The 22076-nt window shown below is 47.9% G+C and carries 19 protein-coding genes; 12 read left to right on the forward strand and 7 right to left on the reverse strand.

Annotation, left to right across the window (positions count from 1 at the left end):
• Positions 1–22: 22 nt before the first annotated feature.
• The 3 genes from sufC to D3H65_RS24735 form a co-directional block, all read right to left on the reverse strand.
• On the reverse strand, positions 23–805 hold the full coding sequence (gene sufC / locus D3H65_RS24725) for a Fe-S cluster assembly ATPase SufC (protein WP_119052869.1): 783 nt from the start codon (positions 803–805) through the stop codon (positions 23–25).
• A gap of 139 nt (positions 806–944) precedes the next feature.
• Positions 945–2390 (reverse strand): Fe-S cluster assembly protein SufB, encoded by a 1446-nt coding sequence (gene sufB, locus D3H65_RS24730; protein ID WP_119052870.1) that lies wholly within the window; start codon positions 2388–2390, stop codon positions 945–947.
• A gap of 88 nt (positions 2391–2478) precedes the next feature.
• Positions 2479–2805, reverse strand: a complete 327-nt coding sequence (locus D3H65_RS24735) for a HesB/IscA family protein (RefSeq protein WP_119054649.1) — start codon at positions 2803–2805, stop codon at positions 2479–2481.
• 799 nt (positions 2806–3604) lie between these two features.
• Here D3H65_RS24735 and D3H65_RS24740 point away from each other — a divergent pair.
• Entirely contained in the window at positions 3605–4291 is a 687-nt protein-coding gene (locus D3H65_RS24740) for an aspartyl/asparaginyl beta-hydroxylase domain-containing protein (protein ID WP_119052871.1), read from the forward strand.
• A 9-nt stretch (positions 4292–4300) separates the two neighbouring features.
• A complete protein-coding gene (gene cysC / locus D3H65_RS24745) occupies positions 4301–4837 on the forward strand; it encodes an adenylyl-sulfate kinase (protein WP_119052872.1) in 537 nt (178 codons plus the stop codon).
• Here cysC and D3H65_RS24750 read toward each other — a convergent pair.
• Positions 4832–5803, reverse strand: coding sequence for a sulfotransferase family protein (locus tag D3H65_RS24750; protein WP_119052873.1), 972 nt, complete (start codon positions 5801–5803; stop codon positions 4832–4834). The two genes, cysC and D3H65_RS24750, sit on opposite strands and share 6 nt — an antisense overlap.
• Before the next feature lie 215 nt (positions 5804–6018).
• Between D3H65_RS24750 and D3H65_RS24755 the strand changes: the two genes are divergently transcribed.
• On the forward strand, positions 6019–7221 hold the full coding sequence (locus D3H65_RS24755) for a multidrug effflux MFS transporter (protein ID WP_119052874.1): 1203 nt from the start codon (positions 6019–6021) through the stop codon (positions 7219–7221).
• 3 nt (positions 7222–7224) lie between these two features.
• Here D3H65_RS24755 and D3H65_RS24760 read toward each other — a convergent pair whose 3' ends face one another.
• Positions 7225–8130, reverse strand: a complete 906-nt coding sequence (locus D3H65_RS24760) for a diacylglycerol/lipid kinase family protein (protein ID WP_119052875.1) — start codon at positions 8128–8130, stop codon at positions 7225–7227.
• 82 nt (positions 8131–8212) lie between these two features.
• On the opposite strand from D3H65_RS24760, the gene surE reads away from it, so the two are divergent.
• The 3 genes from surE to D3H65_RS24775 all read left to right on the forward strand — a co-directional run bounded on the left by surE (position 8213) and on the right by D3H65_RS24775 (position 11456).
• On the forward strand, positions 8213–8950 hold the full coding sequence (gene surE, locus D3H65_RS24765; RefSeq protein WP_119052876.1) for a 5'/3'-nucleotidase SurE: 738 nt from the start codon (positions 8213–8215) through the stop codon (positions 8948–8950).
• A 269-nt stretch (positions 8951–9219) separates the two neighbouring features.
• The gene (locus tag D3H65_RS24770) at positions 9220–9762 is read left to right on the forward strand and encodes an RNA polymerase sigma factor (protein ID WP_119052877.1); all 543 of its coding nucleotides are present in this window, start codon (positions 9220–9222) and stop codon (positions 9760–9762) included.
• A gap of 95 nt (positions 9763–9857) precedes the next feature.
• Positions 9858–11456: a hypothetical protein gene (locus D3H65_RS24775; RefSeq protein ID WP_162915804.1), complete on the forward strand. Its 1599-nt coding sequence runs from the start codon at positions 9858–9860 to the stop codon at positions 11454–11456.
• On the opposite strand, the gene mutL is transcribed toward D3H65_RS24775, so the two are convergent.
• Together mutL and D3H65_RS24785 are read right to left on the reverse strand one after the other, a co-directional pair.
• Positions 11442–13511, reverse strand: coding sequence for a DNA mismatch repair endonuclease MutL (mutL, locus tag D3H65_RS24780; RefSeq protein ID WP_119052879.1), 2070 nt, complete (start codon positions 13509–13511; stop codon positions 11442–11444). The two genes, D3H65_RS24775 and mutL, sit on opposite strands and share 15 nt — an antisense overlap.
• Positions 13512–13587: 76 nt before the next feature.
• Entirely contained in the window at positions 13588–14127 is a 540-nt protein-coding gene (locus D3H65_RS24785; protein ID WP_162915805.1) for a Uma2 family endonuclease, read from the reverse strand.
• A 786-nt stretch (positions 14128–14913) separates the two neighbouring features.
• Here D3H65_RS24785 and D3H65_RS24790 point away from each other — a divergent pair.
• The 6 genes from D3H65_RS24790 (at position 14914) to D3H65_RS24815 (ending at position 21755) form a co-directional block, all read left to right on the forward strand.
• A complete protein-coding gene (locus tag D3H65_RS24790; protein WP_119052881.1) occupies positions 14914–17832 on the forward strand; it encodes a glycoside hydrolase family 3 N-terminal domain-containing protein in 2919 nt (972 codons plus the stop codon).
• An 81-nt stretch (positions 17833–17913) separates the two neighbouring features.
• Positions 17914–18549 carry a carbonic anhydrase gene (locus tag D3H65_RS24795; protein ID WP_119054650.1) on the forward strand — a complete coding sequence of 212 codons (636 nt, stop codon included), beginning with the start codon at positions 17914–17916 and terminating at the stop codon, positions 18547–18549.
• Between the two features lie 86 nt (positions 18550–18635).
• Positions 18636–19550 carry a gliding motility-associated ABC transporter ATP-binding subunit GldA gene (gene gldA, locus D3H65_RS24800; protein WP_119052882.1) on the forward strand — a complete coding sequence of 305 codons (915 nt, stop codon included), beginning with the start codon at positions 18636–18638 and terminating at the stop codon, positions 19548–19550.
• A gap of 2 nt (positions 19551–19552) precedes the next feature.
• On the forward strand, positions 19553–19957 hold the full coding sequence (locus D3H65_RS24805) for a DUF4259 domain-containing protein (protein ID WP_119052883.1): 405 nt from the start codon (positions 19553–19555) through the stop codon (positions 19955–19957).
• Between the two features lie 133 nt (positions 19958–20090).
• Entirely contained in the window at positions 20091–21380 is a 1290-nt protein-coding gene (eno, locus tag D3H65_RS24810) for a phosphopyruvate hydratase (protein WP_119052884.1), read from the forward strand.
• Positions 21381–21449: 69 nt separating this feature from the next.
• On the forward strand, positions 21450–21755 hold the full coding sequence (locus D3H65_RS24815; RefSeq protein ID WP_119052885.1) for an FtsB family cell division protein: 306 nt from the start codon (positions 21450–21452) through the stop codon (positions 21753–21755).
• Positions 21756–22076 lie beyond the last annotated feature (321 nt).

Consider the following 22076-nt stretch of genomic DNA (forward strand, 5'->3'; position numbering starts at 1 on the left):
TCTAGAGTTGTCCGGGCCTGGTTTAGCGGGGCAGTAAAATATCTGCCGCCTCTGTTTCTTTGGAATCTTCCTTCAACCAGTCGTAACCTTTCTCTTCCAGTTCCAGTGCCAGCTCTTTGGTGCCCGATTTCACGATCTGTCCTTTGTACAGTACGTGCACATAATCCGGAACGATATACTCCAGCAAACGCTGATAGTGCGTAATGATGATGAAAGCATTTTTGCCGGAACGCAGTTTATTCACCCCCCTGGATACCACGCGCAGGGCATCGATGTCCAGGCCAGAGTCTGTTTCATCCAGGATGGCCAGTTTGGGATCCAGCATAGCCAGTTGGAAGATCTCATTCCTTTTCTTTTCACCACCGGAAAAACCTTCATTCAAAGAACGGTTGGCCAGTGCAGCATCAAATTCCAGCAGCTTTTGTTTTTCTTTCAGCAGCTTCAGGAATTCTTTGGCTTCCATATTCGGTTGCCCTTTATAAGCCCTGATCTCGTTAAGAGCAGTCTTTAAAAAGTTGATGTTGGAAACCCCGGGAATTTCAACAGGGTATTGAAATGCCAGGAACACACCTTCCCTTGCACGGTCTTCAGGAGAGAGGTCCAGAAGGTCTTTGCCTTCAAATAAAGCCTGTCCGTCGGTAACCTCGTAGTTGTCCTTACCGGTGAGTACAGAAGCCAGGGTACTTTTGCCGGCGCCGTTAGGTCCCATGATGGCATGCACTTCGCCGGCCTTCACTTCCAGGTTCAACCCTTGCAGTATCTCCTTACCTTCAACAGACGCTTTCAGATTCTGAATACTTAACATTTATTAACGCTTTGATAAATTTACTTGTTGAAAACAGCTGCGAGCTCTGAGCTCCGAGCCTCGTTCCCGAAGCTCTTTCTTTTAATGCTGCCCTGTAAATCGCGGCAGCGATCCTAAATTCTACATCCTGCATCCGGAATTATCCAACCGATCCTTCCAGTGAAATGGCCAGCAACTTCTGGGCCTCCACTGCGAATTCCATGGGCAGTTGGTTCAATACCTCCTTGGCATACCCATTCACGATCAGTGCTACCGCTTTTTCCGAATCAATACCCCGTTGGTTGAGGTAAAATATCTGGTCTTCCCCGATCTTGGAGGTAGTAGCTTCATGCTCTACCATCGCCGAATTGTTCTTCGATTCAATATAAGGGAACGTATGTGCACCGCATTCATCGCCGATCAACAGCGAGTCACACTGTGTAAAGTTGCGGGCTTGATCGGCTCCACTGCCTATCTGTACCAGTCCACGGTAACTGTTCTGGCCATGTCCGGCAGAGATACCTTTTGAAATGATACGGCTGCGTGTATTTTTACCGATATGGTACATTTTCGTACCCGTATCAGCTATTTGTTTGTTCTTGGTGAGCGCTACAGAGTAGAATTCGCCCGTAGAATTATCACCACGGAGAATCACACTGGGATATTTCCAGGTAATGGCCGATCCGGTTTCCACCTGTGTCCAGGAGATCTTGGAATTGACACCCCGGCAGATACCACGTTTCGTAACGAAATTGTAGATACCACCCTTGCCATCCTTATCACCAGGATACCAGTTCTGAACCGTAGAGTATTTGATCTCCGCATTTTCCAGTGCGATCAGTTCTACCACCGCGGCGTGCAGTTGATTCTCATCACGCATCGGGGCCGTACAACCTTCCAGGTAGCTTACATAACTGTCATCATCGGCTACAATGAGCGTACGTTCAAACTGACCCGTATTTTCTGCGTTGATACGGAAGTAAGTAGAAAGCTCCATAGGACAGCGCACACCCTTGGGGATGTACACGAAAGAACCATCGGAAAATACCGCTGCATTCAGCGCCGCGAAAATATTATCTGTGTGCGGTACTACAGTACCGACGTATTTCTTTACCAGGTCGGGATATTCCTGTACTGCTTCACCAAAGGAGCAGAAGATAACTCCCATTTCCTTGAGCTTGCCTTTGAAGGTGGTAGCTACCGATACACTGTCAAATACAGCGTCTACCGCTACGCCCGCCAGCATTTGCTGTTCCGTTAAGGGAATACCCAGCTTTTCAAAGGTGGCCAGCAGTTCCGGATCTACTTCATCCAGGCTATTGTATTTGGCTTTCTTTCGGGGAGCTGCATAAAAGGAGATCGATTGCAGGTCCATGGCAGGCATCTCAAAATTCTGCCAGGAGGGCCATTCCATTTTCTCAAAATGACGGTATGCTTTCAGGCGCCATTCCAGCAACCATTCCGGTTCATTCTTTTTGGCCGAAATATACCGCACAGTATCCTCATTAAGCCCTATCGGGGCAAGGTCCATCTCAATGTTCGTAGTAAAGCCATACTTGTACTCTTCCGTTGAGACGTCTTTTAATATATCTAAATCAGTGCTCATGTTCTTTTTCGCTTGGTTAGATCAAAAAAATAACCGTTAATGTGCTGTTTTACCTTCCCACTAGCCACTCCATTCACCCACTCGCCCCTTAAAGAGCAAAGCTCTCACCGCAGGCGCAGGTCCGGGATGCATTGGGATTATTGAAAAACAATCCTTTACCGTTCAGGCCGCTCGAATAATCCAATTCTGTTCCGTACAGGTACAGCAAACTTTTCATTTCCACAACCAGTTTCACCCCCTTGTCCTCAAATACCTGGTCACTCTCTTTCATTTCCGTGTCAAACTTCATTTCGTAAGAAAGGCCAGAGCAACCGCCCCCCTTAACCCCTACGCGTACAAAACTGCCATCTGCATGCCCTTCTTTTTCCATCATTTGATGGATATATGCTTGTGCGCTATTGGAAATTGTTATCATTTTTAATGCTTTGTTGGTGATAATTACCAATATAACAATACACCAGGCTATTAGTTTGCCTGCGCAAGTTATAGCTATAAATCGTAACAGCATTGATTTACAGCAACAAACAATTGGTTGTGTGCAAAAATTCTAAATCCTTTAATGGCTGTATCCAAAATGGTAAAATCAGACTGCAAAAATAGTGTATAAACCCCGTGTTTTTTGTGGATTTCTAGGCTTTTTGCCCGCCCCGGCCCTACAATTAACAACCGTTGGCCCTTTTGGAAACACCTGAAATGACTGGCATATCAGCAAAATTCCCATATTTGGACCAGCCAGCTTACCGTACCCCCTATCCTTCGATAGCTATCGCTTATCCTTGGCCTGTTCCTTAACTGCAGAATAGCGGAAATTTGAAAGGGAAGCTGTCAAAATGGCGTAAGGGATTACCCTCTTCTGATTGGGAAGCAGAACGAAAACAGCAGTTGAATACCCATAGATCAGCTGTGGATCAACCGTAGATCAACCATGGATCAACCTACTGTCAGGTAAACCGGAAGTAAACTTGAAGTAAGCTTGAAGTAAACTGAAAGTAAACCGCACACATCGGGAGAAGGCGTAAAACCACCCGCGTCAACCGGTTGGGTGTACAAATTCCTGGACTGCCGGGAGGCAGCAATAGAAGAAATAATATCGTTGGCTTGGTGAAATACCATACAGAAAAGATACGAAAAAATGACAAACTGGCTGCTACAAATCCCGGATTGCTATAGCTAAAAAATATTATATTCGTTACGCCGTTAAACCAACGCAATTTATGATCCGTTCAGCTAAAATTGACATAGCGATCAACATCCTGGCCCTCCGCCAGGAGATACTGCTCTTGCCTAATTCCTGGTCCCCCCACTTCAATACCTACCATTACGAAGGCGAATGGACCGTTTTACCACTCCGTTCGCCCGGTGGCCATCAGGATAGGATCATACCCGACCTCATGAGCGAAGACCTCTTTGCCGACACACCCCTCATGGACCATTGCCCCGCTGTAAAACAATTAATGGCCACTTTTCAATGCCCCATACGATCAGTACGCCTGCTCAACCTTAAAAGCGGCGCCATCATAAAGGAACACCGTGATCTCGACCTCGCTTTTGAAAATGGCGAAGCCAGGTTACATATCCCCGTTTTTACCAATGAGCAGGTAGAGTTCTACGTGCAGCAGGAACGTATACAGATGGAACCGGGCGATTGCTGGTACATCAATGCCAACCTCCCGCACCGCGTAGCCAACCACGGCCCCAGCGATCGCATCCACCTCGTGATAGATTGTACCGTCAATGATTGGCTGCAACAACTGTTCGACCGCTCTCCCAAAACCCATGTCGAGGAAGAACGCAAGACCGGAGAACTATTGAAAATGATATTTGAACTTCGTCTCCAAAATACCGCCATAACCAATCGCCTGGCCGATGAACTCGAACACAGTTTATTGGAACAGGCGTAATTTCCCGGCATGCTACTCATTCAATTAACAGGATTGTCCGGCGCTGGCAAAACATCGATCGCATTCCGCGTGCAACAGATGTTACTGCAAAGAGAGATTGCTGCAGAGATCATCGACGGCGATATGTACCGCAAGTCCATTTGTAAAGACCTGGGCTTTTCTCCGGCCGACAGGCGCGAGAATATTCGGCGCCTGGGTGCTATTGCACAAGCCCTCGTACTCAAAAATACCATCGCCATCATCGCTGCCATCAATCCCTTTGATGATGTACGGAAGGAGTTAAAAGAAAAGTATGATGCCCGTACCGTCTGGATCCATTGCGCCCTCGACATCCTCGTGGAAAGAGATACCAAAGGCCTGTACAGGAAAGCCCTGTTGCCCGGTGATCATCCCGATAAGATCCGCAACCTCACCGGCTTGAACGATATATACGAGATACCCATTGGTGCCGACCTCGTCATTTATACCCATACCGAAGACCTCGAAACATCAGCCGTCAGACTATTTTCATTTATACTCGACAATATACTGGAAGCCGGATCATGAGGAGGTCCGCAGCGCTTCTACCTCGTGATAAAGATTGGTTACCCTTGCCAGGCTGGCAGGCAGTGCCTCTGTGGATGCCGGCTCCTTGAATACCTGGTCGGGATATTTCGCATGAAAACGGCTGCGTTCCTGCATTTGCGCCAATTCATTTTTCCCGATAGTCACACCCGCAAAGTCCGCTATTTTCTGCATGGTCGGTATGATCGGTTCCTTATAGTTGAGCAACAATGAAAGCGGGTCCTCCCTTGTTATTTCAAGCATAATGGTAAAATAACGTTCCAGCACTTTTACCATATAATCATCCAGCGTATCGTATTGGATCACTTCTTTGTCAAAACCAAATATCTCTGGTTCAATAATACCCTGCACCGCCTGCATGCCCCTGCGTCTGCGTTGCGACAGGATCACTTCATCAGGTGAACGATACAATAAGATAAAAGGAACCCGTGGATACAATGCGCGTAGTTGGCGATAAAAGCAGAGGTGCCAGCTATCCGATTTGATAAACAGATGCGTTTCATCACCCCTCCTTTTTTGTCCATACAGGCGGAGCGCAGCCGGAAACGCTTCCTGTAGCAACCCCGTGTCAGCGGCTTTGTTTTTATACGGTAATCGTAGCAGTTCATCCAGGAAAGGTGTTTCTGCCAATACAATATGTTGCTCATGAAGTCCGAGCAACTGCGCCAGCAAGGTGGAACCGCAGCGCGACACGTGAAAGATAAAGGCCGTAGGCGGTACCGCATCAATTTCCGCTGCCCAGGAAGGCAGGAGTTCCAGTGAACTGAGTGCCCTGTACTGCCGCGAATTCTCCGGCAGGCTTAAGCATTCACTGATTGTTTCATCAAAAAAAGGCGCTGTATAACGATGGTTGCCCGTGTACAACCAGTAGTTGTGGGGAATATTATCTACCAGTGATAATTTATAGGGTATCCAGTTGTGCAGTGCCGATGAAAGAGTGTCATTCATAGTTTGTTGTGCCGGTGGCACTCTAATGTAAACAATTTTATCACTGACTTGTTATTTCCTGTCCCCGGTTTTAGTGACTGCTATGCAGCACCAAAGCTGTAACTTGCCCCGCATTTCCTTCGACCGGTATTTACATTTCCGTTAATTGCTTGCCATTTTAATATAGCTGTGGGATCGATCCTGCAGCCGGGGAACCTGTTTTAAGAAATTGAGCCATGACAAAAAAAAGATATTATTTCCTGGTGGGATTATTGGGTGCACTGACGACCATTGCCCCCTTTTCTATTGATATGTACCTGCCGGGGTTTACAGCCATTGCCAAAGACCTGCATTCCAATGTGGCCGAAGTGGCCCTTTCCTTGTCCAGTTTCTTTGTGGGCATCTCTGTAGGCCAATTATTATACGGCCCCCTCATGGACCGCTTTGGCCGTAAGCGGCCATTGTACATTGCACTTGGACTGTACCTCATAGCTTCGCTCGCCTGCGCCTTTGCTACCTCCCTGGATATGCTGATTGCCGTACGTTTTGTACAGGCCATGGGCGCCTGTGCTGCCACCGTTGCCGCCAACGCCATGGTGCGTGATCTTTTCCCTGTGGAGGAAAATGCCAAAGTGTTTTCCATGTTGATGCTGATATTGGGCGTGTCGCCCATCATTGCCCCTACTGCTGGCAGTTACATCACTGCCTTCCTGGGATGGCAGGCCGTATTCATCATCCTGGCCGTGATTACCGCCCTTATTTTCATAGCTATTTACTTTGGACTGCCCGAGAGCAGCAAGCCCGATCCTGATTATTCTTTAAAGCCCAATGCCATTATCCGTAGTTATTTAGCCGTGTTCAAAGAGCCTGTATTTTATACTTACACCTTCACCGGCGCCATTGCTTTTGCCGGCTTATTTGCTTTCTTATCCAGCTCCCCTTATTTATATATGGAGCTATTTAAGTTATCAGAGAGAGCCTATGGGTTGGTGTTTGCCTTACTGGCCGGTGGATTAATATTGGCCAGCCAGGTCAACAGGTTTTTATTGAAGCGGTACAGGAGTGAGCAGATCATCACCGCAGCGTTGATCAGCATGAGTATTGTCGGTTTATTGTTGGTCTTTACTTCCCTCAGTGGATGGATCACCCTGCCGGGCATGCTGCTGATGCAGTTCATTTACCTCAGTTGTCTCGGTTATATTTTGCCCAATTCATCAGCCCTGGCCATGTCACCCTTTACAACAGGCGCCGGCAGTGCAGCTGCTTTGATGGGCGCTTTGCAAATGGGGATAGGTGCTGGTGTGAGTATTTTATTGAGCCTGCTGCAAAATGGTACCACCATTCCCATGGTCTCCATCATGGCTATCTGCGCCCTGGTATCATTGCTGGTACGCATGATCGGCCACCGTATGATCCGTTACAAACTCAGTGAAGCATAGTAACTAATCATTTCCCGCTACCAAAAACTCCAACACCCCCGCCTGCAATTCCACCGTTACCCGCGCCGGCTCTTCCAGGCTGATCATCTCATCATCCACATGCAGCAGCGTATCCTCTGTATGAATATTTACTTTACTACCCGAAACAGACCGGAAATCATAACCCGCCTCGTCACCGTCCATTTTTTTCCTGATCCACCCAGCCAGCGCATCTCTCTCTTCTTCCGCCACCAGCACGATCTCAAACTGCCCATCACCGGGATCAGCCTGCGGCGACAAGTCGAGGTTCGGACCAATCGACCGGCTATTCATCACTTCCACCAATAGGAACCGCCCTGAGTGATCGTTGTCATCTACCTGAATATGATAATGACGTGCTTCGGCAGAAAGGATAATATGGTGCAGCTCTTCCAACGCCGTTTGCAAGGCTTTCTCCGGCGTATCCTTTTTCGCCTTATCTACCTTTTTCATCACCTTCATCAACCGGGGAAATACGCCATAGCCAAATCCTTCTACCAGGAAATACGTTTCTTCCAATCCTTCTATCCGCCCGATATCATATTTTTTTACCACACCTGTTTTCCAGGTGGTAATCGTTTCGGCTACTGTACCTGTTATGCCCAGCGCTTTGGAGATATTGTTGGCCGTACCCAGCGGCAATACCGCAATCGGTATTTTCTTATCCGAGAACTTGCGCTCCAGCAAGGTGAGTGCCGCTTTGCGAATGGTGCCATCGCCGCCGGCTACCACCACGAAATCCGTATCCGGTTCCAGCTTATCCCATCCTTTCTCTTTTGTAGACGAATATCTACATTCCCAGCCTGCTGCTTCGATCAATGGAATAAGGTCCCGTTTCGTATGATCTTCTTCGCCAGCCGTAGGATTGTGCAGGAGTTTGACATATTTCATGGAGTGTGTTGTTGGTTATAACCAATCCCCTAACAATTGCATACCATAGCAGCCTGGCACAATTATATTGACTGATGACGGTATGAGAATACTTGTTACCAACGACGACGGCATTTACAGCCCGGGCATCGCTGCCCTTGCCAAAGTGGCTTTACGGTTTGGCGAAGTACAGATCGTAGCACCCGATGTGGAACAATCTTCTATGGGCCATGCGATCACCGCTTCCAGGCCCTTATATTATAAGAAATCGCCCATCACCTTTGAGGGATTGGACGCCTATCGTGTGAATGGTACCCCGGCCGACTGCGTGGCCCTGGGCACCCACCTCTGGGCAAAAACAGATGTGGTATTATCTGGTATTAATATGGGCCTCAACCTGGGCAATTCCATGTGGCATTCCGGTACCCTCGCCGCTGCCAAGCAGGCCGTACTCCTGGGTATGAAAGGCATCGCCATCAGTACCCCGGCCGGCAAAACAGAACCCGATTTTGAAAAGCTCGATCCCTTCGTGGAGAAAGCCCTGGCCGCCGTGATCGAAAATCCGCACCTCAATCTTATTAATATTAATCTTCCCCCCGATCCCCAGGGATTGCAATGGACCAGGCAGTCTGTTCGCCTTTATGATGGCAAAATAGTGCCCGGCATCGACCCCATGGGTCGTAAACATTATTGGTTTACCGTCATCCCCCTCGAACCTGCCGAAGAAGGTACCGACCGCTACGCCGTAGAGAACGGGTATGTATCCATTACCCCCCTGCGCCTTGATCTTACCCACGAGGGAGAACTCACCAAAGCCCTTCAAACTCAACCCGTTTCCTGAACCCAATACCCCTTTAAAACGGTGAACAACCGCTTTTTGCCTCCGAAAGCATGGTCTTTGTCTCCCGGCGGCTGACAAACATGCTTAATTTGGTAGTCTACCCAACGCTTTCGTCACAACTTTACGTAATAATTAACAGTTAAAGGCAGGCTTAAAACGCAGGTGCATAGCCATATCCGCAATATTTGCTGTTGTAATCTCGTTCGGGATAAATACGGTAAATTACTCTTGATGGACAGGGCTTGCAAAAAAAGTAAACACTAGCTTATTTGGCAAATAGTATTGCCGATACGGAGCTGATTAACGGTTGTATTAACAATAGCCGTCGGGCGCAGGAACAGTTGTATAAACAGTTCTATGGGCCCATGACATCCATATGCCTTCGCTACACCCGTAACCAGGAAGATGCAATAGAAGTATTGCACAATGGCTTTTTGAAAGTGTATAAGAATATCCATACGTACGATTCGGCACGGGCCTCCCTGTACACCTGGATCAGAAAGATCATTGTCAATACGGCCATTGATTTTATCCGCGCAAGGGAAAAATTCTATACTAAGATCGAACTGGAAAAAGCCGAAGAGCCTGCCATAGAAGCGGATGCTATACAGCGTATGAGCGCCCAGGAATTATTACAACTGGTGAGAAAATTATCACCCGCCACACAGGGGGTGTTTAACTTATACGTAGTAGAAGGATACAATCACCGGGAGATCGCCACCTTGCTGGGTATTAGTGAAGGCACCAGCAAATGGCACCTGAGTGAAGCCCGAAAGCAATTGCAACATTTATTACAAACCATGCAAGTGTAACCGTAATGAACGAACGACAACCATACGAAAAACACTTGGCAGACAAACTGCAGAATCTGCCACCGCCAGGAGAGCCAGACCAATCCTGGGTACAGATGAGAACTTTGCTGGATAAGGAAATGCCAAGAGGAGGAGCCATGCCCGGCCGCCGTCAATGGTGGTTCTTTGGCATTGCCATTGGCATCCTGTTCCTCGCCACCTGGTTATCCGGCAGGTCCTACCTTGACAAAGAAAAAGCAGGTTCCGTTGCGCAGGTTGCCGTAGCGCCTGCCGCAACCGGTAAAGTAACTTCGTCAGGTGATAAAGGACAGTCAACACCTGCCGCTTCACAACCGGCCAGCGTTGATGGTAGTCAGGCTACTGCTGTACCTGCTGATAAAGACCAGCAGCCGGCAGCGCAGCAAAATGAACCTGCCGCTCCTGATAAAGGTGTAGCCCAAAGCCGGGCCGAGCCCCCGGTAATAGCAGCTATTAAATCACCGGATAATAAAGCCGCACCCGTAGCAGCAACGCCGGATAATAAGAACTCCATCACCAATAAACTCCGCAACAACAACCGTCAACCTAACGCCGATGATGCAATAATTACTCTAAAAGGTAAACGTACAGGAAAGAATAAAGGCAATTTCAATGACCATTACGACCCGCGCGGCAATAGCCGGGCTAAGAAAGGATCAGCGGGCAGCGCCACACAAAACAATGAACCAGCAAGTGAAACAGCAATAGCAACAAAGAATAACCACAACAACAGAGCAGGTAAATATGCCAATGAAGCTTCCAATCCCGAGTCTGACCTCAACCGGTTTTTATCTAAACCCTACGTAGATAGGGTACAGGTTACCAATGTAAGACCACCCCTTCGTTTTATAGATCAACCAGGGCCTGTGCTTGCCCCTGGAATCACCATTGAGAAAGATTACGCACGGAAACGTGCCGGACTGCCCGAGCCGCCTCCCGACAAAGCCCCTGCCAGAAGAAAACCCCTGAAAACACGGGAAGCCGGAACAATGGCGCTGGGATTTGCCCTCCCATTGGCATTCCCGCTGGGCGATCAGCGCGCCATGGGATACAACCTGTGGGGAGGCCACAATACCGTATCAGATTACCTGCCGTCGCCCTATTTGCAGTATCACCTCAGCGGTAAAACCTACTTGCAAACAGAGGCCCAATTCGTATCGCCCCAGTTTATAAGCTCTACCCTGCTGTCGTATACAACTACGAACACAGCGCCCAATTATTATACCTCCAATGCTGTATATGCTAAAAAGCTCTATTATTTCAATGTGCCCGTCAGCATACACCATAGCCCCTTCCCGGGCTTTTATATGGGCACCGGCATTCAGTTCTCTTCCATGATCAGTGGAGTAGCTTTATCGGAAGTAAGGAAATGGTCGCCTGGCGGACCTAATACGCTCGTCAGCGAAACCTATTCCCGTTTTAAAAATGATAGCTTATCCCAAAAGATCAATGGCAACGAGTTCAGGGTGTTGCTGGATGCAAATTATTATTTCAACAACTTCACCGTGGGCTTGCGCTACAACCAGGCATTGAGCAATTACATCAGCTTCCGCCTGACGCCGGGTATGCCTTATCAGTTCGATAAGAACAGAGCCCTGCAGTTTTACATGCGGTACAACTTGTGGGAGGAAAAGAAGAAAGCAAAAGCCAACAAAACCATGTTAACGCTTAAATAGCTGTTCCAGGTAGTCCCTTTTGAATTCAATATAAGTAGGATTGCCGCCCGCTGTTACATTGGGTTGCTTGCAGGCAAACAGGTCATCGATCAGCCTGCGCATTTCCTTTTCTGCTAATGCCGTACCTGGCTTGATGGCTTGTTGCCAGGCCAGGGAGCGGATCAGTTTTTCCCGTTTGGAGAATTTGAGGTCCGTACTGAAATGCTTGAACTGTTCCAGCAGGTTCTCTATGATCATCTTTTCATTACCCTGTTCCAGGTCAGCCGGTGTGCCTTGTATTACAAACGCATGATTGCCGAAAGGCTCGATCAGGTAACCCAGCAGGTTAAGGTCACTCATTAGTTCATTCATCAATACCGCATCCGGCGGCGCCAGTTGCAGCGTTACCGGAAACAGGCTCCGCTGCGTAGCCATTGCTTTATCTGTAGCAGCCAGTACAAATCGTTCGTACAGGATGCGCTCATGCGCCAGCTGTTGGTGTACCAATATAAAACCACGATTGGTAGGTACTACTATATAGACCTGGTGCAACTGCGTCAATGGCGCATGCTCCGCGATCTTCAGTTCAAGACGCGCCTGCGGACTGCGTCCACTCAACGCTGAATCCTGTCCACCAAAGGGTGAGTAACCCGAAGTTCCCGTAGACCCCGTCTGGCCGCCCGATCCGCCAATGCCCGCGACCGATGTCTCTTCTGTCCTCAACTGATCTAATAGAGAAGTAAACTTCCGTTCTCCGGGCTGCCCGATATAGGCTTGCTGATCCTCCTCTCCCGGATTGTCTGATTGCCGATTGATCCCGTCCATTGACGGGGCCGATTGCCGGTCGCCCGCTTCTGTATGCTGTTTTCTGTCTCCTGTATTCTTTCCCCCCTCATAAAAATCCTTCCAGTGCTTCAACTCACTCTTATCTGTAGGCTGAATAAAATGCGCCTGGTGTTTCTGGCTGAAGTTCTTGAACAGCGGCGAGGCTGTGGCTGCCTCCTGTTGGTCGCCCGTAAAAGGCTTATTGATGGCATCCAGTGATTGTATGTTCGGATCCAGGTCAAACTCCAGCGTGGGCGTTACGCTGAACTGCGCCAGCGCATGTTTTACAGCTGCCTGCACAAAAGCATACACAATTTTCTCATCTTCAAATTTGATCTCCTGCTTGGTAGGGTGCACATTGATGTCCACCTGTGAAGGATCGAGATCAATGAACAACACGTACAGTGGAAAACTATCTGCCGCGATCATTTCCTGGTAGGCGTTCATGACCGCGTGGTTTAGGTAAGGACTGCGGATGAAACGGTTGTTGACAAAGAAGTATTGGTCACCCCTTGTCTTTTTGGCCGCTTCCGGTTTGCCCACAAAACCATAAATATTGAGGTAATCTGTTTGTTCCTGTACCGTTACCAGTTTGGCATTGTACTGGTTGCCCAGTACTTGCACTATGCGTTGTTTGAGTGTTCCTTTCTCCAGGTGGAACATTTCTGTTCCGTTGGCCGTAAGTGAAAAGAAGATGTCGGGGAAAGAGAGCGCTACACGGATAAATTCATCGACGATATGCCTCGTCTCGGCCGCATTGCTTTTAAGGAAGTTGCGCCGGGCCGGGATGTTGAAGAACAGGTTCTTCATGGCAATGCTGGTGCCCGTATTGGCGGCAATGGGCTCCTGTCTTTTCACCAGGCTGTTTTCCACTTCCAGGAGGGTTCCCGTAGTGTCTTCCGCCCTTTTCGTCTTCAGTTCTACCTGTGCTACTGCCGCAATAGAAGCCAGCGCCTCCCCGCGGAAGCCCATCGTACGGATGCGGAACAGGTCGTCTATCTGGTGTATTTTGGAAGTGGCATGGCGTTCAAAGCACATGCGGGCATCCGTTTCGCTCATGCCTTTGCCATTGTCTAGCACCTGGATCAGCTGCTTACCGGCATCCTGGATCAGCAGACGGATATCTGTAGCGCCGGCGTCTACGGCATTCTCGAGCAATTCTTTCACGGCACTGGCCGGCCGTTGGATCACCTCTCCGGCAGCGATCTGGTTCGCAATATTATCGGGCAATAATTGAATAATGTCTGGCAATCTTCAGTCTCCTTATTTGGCAGCGAAAATACGGGAATAATTCGGGGGAGTAGCAGGTACAATAGGGATAGTAGCCTTAGCTCCAGATACGAAGAAACGACACATTGATCTCGCAGCCATTTTCAAGGTTGAAAGTGAACTCCTGGGGGCTGATGGAAACTGGCTGATATTTCCCCTCAATTAGCTGGTAAATCTCAATTTTCTTAAACTTGGGATCTGCGATCAAATAATAGCGTACGCCTTCCTGCTCGTATAATTCGAACTTTTCATGGCGGTCTTTTAAAGCGGTAGAGGGCGATAATATTTCAACAATCAAGGAAGGGGTAAATTCCAGGAAGTCTGTCTCGAAATCCCCGCAAACAACCATAAGGTCAGGTTGAACGACAGTTTTGTCATTTACCTTCCAGTCAAGTGTCTGCAGAACTTTACAATCTTGACATTTAGGGAGTATAACGCTGTCAAAAGCTGTATAGAATTTGCCATTGGCTAATTGATGGACCCTGACAGGTGATGGACTCATAGCATAAGGCATTCCATCAATCAATTCCCATTGTCCCTCCCACTGCACGTAATCAGCGTAGGTATACTGAGGCCTGTATTTGTCAGCAATAGACATAGGTCCAAATTTACGATTAATTTTCTGGATACTACCAAGCACAGCAGCCTTTATACCAATCTAATTACCAAGGCAGGATATTCTAACACATACTTGTTATGAAAATGGTTTTAAAAGATATTCCTTTTTTATTATTCAAAATTCTAATTGAATTTCCAGGGGTATTTTGGAAAAAGAGATTGCATATTTGGGGAAGGTCTAAAAAGAAAAAAGGGTCTGAATAGAAATTCAACCCCGTTTTAATCCAATATCCTATGAAAAACCGTAATAGTATAGTCAACCCACGTGCCAATTAATTAGCGCCGTGTAATCAACGTGTTACAACAACATGACCTTTCCAACCCTTCCCACAGCAGGAGTCTTTTTCTCTAAAAGGGAATATGGACAGGAAAACAGGTTAAAATCCAAGGCAGCTGTCAGCCTTTTAAAGAATTGTCGCGTCAAAGGGTATTCTGCCCCTTTAGAGGCCACCGCTTTGTAGAGATCGTGTCAAAAGGTATTCTGCCCTTTTAGGGGCTAACGCTTTGCAGCAATTGAATGGATGCCAATTTCTTTTGCCCCATCGGGGCAACCCGCTCGTTGCCTCGTTGCCTCGATGCCTTCTCTGCCTTCTCTCTCCTGCGGTTATTTGCATGCCGTGGAAAGGAACCGGGAACCAATTAAAAGACGTGCATTCATAACGTTGCAGCTTTATTAAAATTGAGGCCCAATAAGGCTCCGTTCATCCCTTTTGTGCGTGTTTCTTCTTAATTTCAGCGGCTAAATTCGCTTTTTAAGTTCATCATCATGAAGAGAATCCTTTCGTTTGCTATTGTTGTAATGACGATCTCCACCGTTCAGGCGCAGCGTTCTTCCTTCCTGCCCGCCAATCAATGGGTAGACAGTGTGTTTAAAACACTCACCAAAGAACAAAAAATTGCCCAGCTGATGGTACTCCGTTTGTCGTCTATCGGCCCCAACCGAACCGTCACCTTCTTCGACAAAGAAGTGGAAGAAGCGATCCGCAAATACAATATCGGTTCTATCTGCCTGTTCCAGGGCGGCCCTGTAAAACAGGCCAGCCTCATCAACTATTTTCAAAGCTTTGCCCAAACACCCCTCCTCGTTTGTATCGACGGCGAAAATGGCCTGGGCATGCGCATGGACAGTGTACAGGGACTTCCCAGGCAAATGATGATGGGCGCTGTACAAGACCCCGCACTTATCTATCAATACGGCCGCGTAGTAGGCGAACAATGCAAACGGATCGGCATCCAGGTCAACTACGCCCCCGTGGTAGACGTCAACAACAATCCCAACAACCCCGTTATCAACGACCGCTCCTTCGGAGAAGACAAATACAGGGTGGCTGAATACGGTATCCAATATATGAAGGGTATGCAGGACGCCGGCACCATGGCCTGCGCCAAACACTTTCCCGGTCATGGTGACGTAGATGTAGATTCTCATTACGACCTGCCCGTGATCAACAAAACAAAAGCGCAACTCGACTCCCTCGAGCTCTATCCCTTTCGTGAAATGTTTACAGCCGGCGTGGGCAGCGTAATGATTGCCCACCTCGCCATACCCGCTATCGACAATACAGCGAATAAGCCTACTTCTATTTCAAAAAAGAATGTGACCGACCTCCTGCGCAAAGAAATGAAGTATGAAGGCCTCACTTTTACCGATGCACTTGAGATGAAGGGCGTGGCTAAATATTATCCCGATGGAGAAAGCTCCGTGGAAGCATTGATCGCGGGTAATGATATGCTTTGTCTACCAGGTGATATCCCTGGCAGTATGGAGAAGATCCTCAAAGCTATCAAAAAGCGCAAACTCTCCTGGAGCGCCATCGACGCCCACGTCAAGAAAGTACTGCGCGCCAAATACCAGTATGGACTGGCCAACTGGCAGCCCGTCAACACGAAAAATCTTACCGAAGACCTCAATAGCAAAGTAGGTGAAATGCGCCGCCTCATTGCCGAAAAAGCATTGACACTCCTGCGCAATGATGACTATGCCATCTATCCCCTCACCAAAGGAAAGCGCGTAGCTTATGTAGGATTCGGTCTCACCAAAGACAATGTATTTGCCGAACAGGTGCGCAAGGATTATGACGCACAGGTATTCTATTTTGATTATAAGCTCGATTCTTCCAAGGTAGGTCCTATGCTCGAACTGTTTAAGAACAGGTATGATGCAGTCATCATCGGCATGCACAATTATGCCCGCTATCCGGCCAACAACTTTGGCATCAGCAATGCTGCTTTATCACTGGTGAAAGGATTGCAGGAACAACACAAAACAATTACACTGGCATTTGGCAACCCCTACCTCATCAAAAACTTTTGCGACGCTAAAGTACTCGTAGCCTGCTACGAAGATGATGATATCACACAAACAGTAGCGGCGGATATGATCGCTGGTCGCCTCGTGGCCAAAGGAAAACTGCCCGTCACCGTTTGCGAATCCTTCAAATATGGTGATGGTATTGTTGCCAAACGCTTATTGCCCATGGTGCCAAGCGGTTCACTGGGTTTCAGACAAGCACAAATGAACAATGCCATCGACTCCATTGTACAGGACGCCATCCGGCAACAGGCTATTCCCGGCGCTGTAGTACTGGTGGCCAAAGATGGTAAGATCGTTTTTGAAAGAGCTTACGGTTACTTAACCTACGATAGTACAGAACCCGTATACCCGGAAACCATTTATGACCTGGCATCCGTTACCAAGATCATGGCCACTACCGTATCTGTGATGAAGTTGTATGATGAAGGCAAGCTCGACCTCCAAAAAACATTGGGCGATTACCTGCCCTGGGTAAAAGGCTCCAACAAGGAAGGTCTTAAATTATGGGACATCATCCTGCATCAGGCCGGCCTCAAATCATTCATTCCTTTTTATAAGGAAACCGTAAATGCTACCGATGGCAATGGTCCCAACTGGGCTTTCTATACACAGAAGCCCGACTCCACACACGGTGTACGCGTGGCTGATCGTATGTTTATGCGCAACGATTGGGTGGATACCATCTATAGCCGTATACTTGCCTCCAGCCTGGAGCCCGGCAATAAATACATCTACAGCGACAATGATTTCATCTTCCTGGGCAAAGTAGTAGAGGCCATTACCGGCATGCCCCTGGAAGTATATGTGAAGAAAACCTTTTACGATAAGCTGGATATGACATCCACCGGCTTCAAGCCGCGCGAACGTTTCCCCCTTAGTTATATAGCCCCTACAGAAAAGGAAGCCGGCTTCCGCCAGCAATTGATCTGGGGTGATGTGCACGATCCGGGCGCAGCTATGTTTGGCGGTGTGGCCGGCCATGCCGGTCTTTTTAGCAATGCCTACGACCTGGCCGTGCTTTCACAGGTATTCCTGAATGGCGGTGTGCTCAATGGACAGAATTTCTTCAGCAAGGCTACCGTTGATTATTTTACTGCTTACCACAGCGATATCAGCCGCCGTGGCCTGGGCTTTGATAAACCGGAAAGGGACAATGCTACCCGCAAAGAGCCTTATCCTACTTTATCTGCTTCGCCCCTCACTTTTGGCCATACCGGCTTTACCGGCACCTGTTTCTGGATCGATCCCAAATACAATCTGACATATATTTTCCTGTCCAACCGGGTAAATAGTCCCGATCCTAATAAATTCGGTCGTATAAGCGTACGTCCCAAAGTGCATGAAGCCATCTATCAGGCTTTGTTACATTGATCTACTATATTCATTTCTTAATACTAAACCAGGCAGTACTGCCTGGTTTTTTGTTAATTTACATAATCTAAATTCATGGATATGAAGCTAGCTGAGCGTTTATTACTGGAAAACAAGGCCTGGGCAGCGGAAAGAGTAGAGGAAGACCCTGCATTTTTTACCCGGCTCGAAAATATACAACAACCTGAATTTTTATGGATAGGATGCAGTGACAGCCGCGTGCCTGCCAACCAGATCACCGGCACCCTGCCTGGCGAATTGTTTGTGCACCGCAATGTCGCCAACCTGGTCGTGAACACCGATGTGAACCTCCTGGCCGTACTGGATTATGCCGTGAACCATTTGAAAGTAAAGGATGTGATCGTTTGCGGCCACTATGGCTGCGGGGGCGTAAAAGCCGCTACCACCAACCACGATTTTAAATTGGTGTTGAATATGTGGTTGCGCAATATCAAAGATGTATACCGGCTGCACCGGCAGGAGTTGGACAGCATTACTGAAGAAGAAGCAAGGGTGGACCGCCTCGTGGAACTCAATGTTGTGGAACAATTGAGAAACCTGGCCAAAACCTCTATTATACAACGTGCCTGGAAGGAGGGAAATGGTCCCCACCTACATGGATGGGTTTATCGTCTCAGCGATGGATTGATCAAGCCCCTCCTGGATATCGAAGCCAATACCGATATCGACCCTGTATACAGGTATGACGATCTCTGATATATTTAAAACCGTAGCCCTGAAAATCCGGCATCTTACCCCCTGAAATATTAAAATCTTCAGATTGGTTTTTGTAGGTTTGCGACATGTCAATTGAAGTAACCCGGCTTACCAAATTGTATGGTGAGCAAAAGGCAGTGGATGATATTTCCTTCAAAGTTGGTAAAGGTGAGATTGTTGGTTTCCTCGGCCCCAATGGCGCCGGTAAATCCACTACCATGAAGATCATTACCGGCTACCTTCAGCCCGACAGTGGCACCGCCATTGTATGTGGAATTGACGTACAGCAACAACCCCTGGAAAGCAAAAAGAAGATCGGTTACCTCCCCGAAGCCAATCCCCTCTATTTTGATATGTATGTGCGGGAATACCTCGACTTTGTGGCCGATGTACACGGAGTAGGGGACAAGAAAAAGAAGATCGAGGAAGTGATTGAAACAGTGGGCCTTTCCCTGGAAAGCAAAAAACGGATAGGCCAGCTGTCAAAAGGATATAAACAGCGGGTGGGTTTGGCCGCCGCCCTCATCCACGATCCGGAAGTGCTCATCCTCGATGAACCTACCACCGGCCTCGATCCCAACCAGATCATGGAGATCCGGGAGGTGATCAAAAAGCTGGGGCAGCACAAAACCGTCCTTTTCTCTTCCCATATATTACAGGAAGTAGAGGCCATTTGCGACCGGGTGGTGATCATTAACCGGGGAAAACTGGTTGCCGATGATGCCGTGGATGTGCTCCTCCACCAGCCGGCCAACAATGAAGTGCTGAAAGTGAGCTTCCGGGAAGTACTGGAACCGGTCTTGTTCGAAAAGCTGAGCAGTGTGAGTGCCGTGAACAAGATAAGTACCTATGAATGGGAATTGATCTGTGCCAATGCACAGGATGCCCAACGTCAATTGATGGAATTGGCCCTGCAGCAAAAACTCAATATCGTTTCCCTGCAGGCAGGTAGTCAAAGCCTCGAAGAAGTATTCAGATCATTAACTAACAATAATAAATAAAGATGGGAACCTGGGGACATAGAAACTTTGAAAATGACGCAGCATTGGATTTTGTAAATGAAGTAGAAGATAATGGAATAGATGTTATAGAAGATACCATTCAACGGGTAGCCAACCTTCCGGAAGAAGATTACCTGGAAGATGATGACAGTGCTTCCGTACTGGCCGCTATTGAATTTATTGCAGCCGCCAAAGGAAAACAATCAGAAGATTTTCCCGAGTCTGCAGAAGAATGGCTCGGAAAAACCAACCCCGCTTCATTGCTGTCACTTGATAAAGCACAACTTGCTAAGATCATCGAAAGGGTCAGGAACAACTCCGGCCTGCGTGATGCCTGGCAGGAAGAAGGTGATGAACCCACCGAGTGGCTGGCAGTACTGAGCGACCTGGAAAACAGGGTAAGCTAACAGAGACCTCAATTATTTAATATAAACTTCGTTTCTTTGCCGCCGGACGCAGCATACGGGGAGGAGCCTGCGTTGTACTAACGATCGTTTGCCAGCTATTTTAAAACCAACAGCAAATTACAAACAACGAATCATGAGTTACATTGCCGACATTCATGCAAGACAGATATTAGATAGCCGTGGTAATCCTACTGTGGAAGTAGATGTAGTTACCGACAACGGTATTATTGGCCGTGCAGCTGTACCTAGCGGCGCTTCTACCGGAAAACACGAAGCAGTTGAACTGCGCGATGGCGATAAAAAAGTATACGTAGGCAAAGGCGTTCTGCAAGCCGTAAAAAATGTGAACGATATCATTGCTGATCAACTGATCGGTGTAGAAGTAGTAAAACAGGCTTTTATCGATGGTCAGCTGATAAAGATCGACGGCACTGAGAACAAAGCCAAGCTGGGCGCTAATGCTACCCTGGCGGTATCTATGGCCGTAGCCCATGCTGCTGCACAGGAAAGCAACCTGCCCCTGTTTCGTTACCTGGGTGGTGTAAATGCTACCGTACTGCCCATGCCCCTCATGAACATCCTCAACGGTGGTATGCATGCCGATAACAAGATCGACTTCCAGGAATTTATGGTTGTTCCCGTTGGCGCTCCTTCTTTCAGTGAAGGTCTCCGCTGGGGTGTGGAGATCTTCCATAACCTGAAAACTGTATTGAAGAAAAAAGGATACAGCACCAACGTAGGTGACGAAGGTGGCTTTGCTCCTGATATCAAGAGCAATGAAGAAGCCATCGAAACCGTACTGGAAGCCATCACCCTGGCTGGTTACAAAGCCGGTGAGCAGATCGGCATTGCCATGGATGCTGCTACTACAGAAATGTTCGACGAAAAGACAAACAGCTATAAATTCCACAAGAGCTCAGGCAAATCCATCAGCAGCGATGAAATGGTAGCCTTCTGGGCCGATTGGGCTAAGAAATACCCCATCGTTTCTATCGAAGATGGTATGGCAGAAGATGACTGGCAGGGTTGGAAAAACCTCACCACCGCGATCGGCAACAAAGTCCAGTTGGTAGGTGATGACCTGTTTGTTACCAATGTAAAACGCTTGCAGGAAGGTATCGACAAAGGTATCGCCAACAGTATCCTGATCAAGGTAAACCAGATCGGAACGGTGACAGAAACCATCAATGCGGTACAACTGGCACAGAACAGCGGTTACAATACCATCATGAGCCACCGCAGCGGTGAAACAGAAGATACTACCATTGCCGACCTGGCTGTTGCCCTCAATTGCGGTCAGATCAAGACTGGCTCTGCCAGCCGCAGCGACCGGATGGCCAAATACAATCAGCTTCTCCGTATTGAAGAATTACTGGCTGAGAACGCGGTTTATCCTAAAGGAAAGATTAAATTTGGTAAATAAGCTCCAAAGCAGGAAGCGGGAAGTCGGAGCCAAACACTCTGACTTCTCCCTTTTCACTGCGCACATCTCATGAAGCTATTACAACATATACCAGCCTGGCTTAAGAACAAGTACCTGCTCACCTCCCTGGTGTTTGCAGTATGGATCTGTTTCTTCGACGACCAGGACATCATTACCACCCACTTTAAGCACAAACACGAACTCCACAAGCTGGAGGAAAGCCGCGATTATTACCTGGGGCAGATCGAAAACACAAAAAAAGAATTGGAGCAGCTCAAGTCTGATCCTGCTACCCTGGAAAAATATGCCCGGGAAAAGTATTGGATGAAAAAAGACAATGAAGACCTGTTCATCCTGCCCGAAGTAAAGCAGTAGGCCCGGCATCTCCGTTCCCTTCCAACATATTGACATTTAATGGCTTACCACGAAGCGGGAATAGCCGCGATCATGACTGTTTGACATTTGTCTACCCCCACCAGGTCGGCCTTTCACAGGTAGGCTATAGGGTGGCTGTTAGTAGATTTCCTACTGTTATTTTTAGATTATTTTCTCTACCTTGGTCCCGGATTTCGCAACTACTCCCCCAATTTCCTTATCCTATACAATAAGAACAACCCAACCAGCGTTTATAATCACGGACGGACTCCGAAATTGACTCTTTCGGAAATTTTATAAGGACATAAATGGATTTTGCCT

It is taken from the genome of Paraflavitalea soli (genome assembly GCF_003555545.1).
Lineage (GTDB): Bacteria > Bacteroidota > Bacteroidia > Chitinophagales > Chitinophagaceae > Paraflavitalea > Paraflavitalea soli.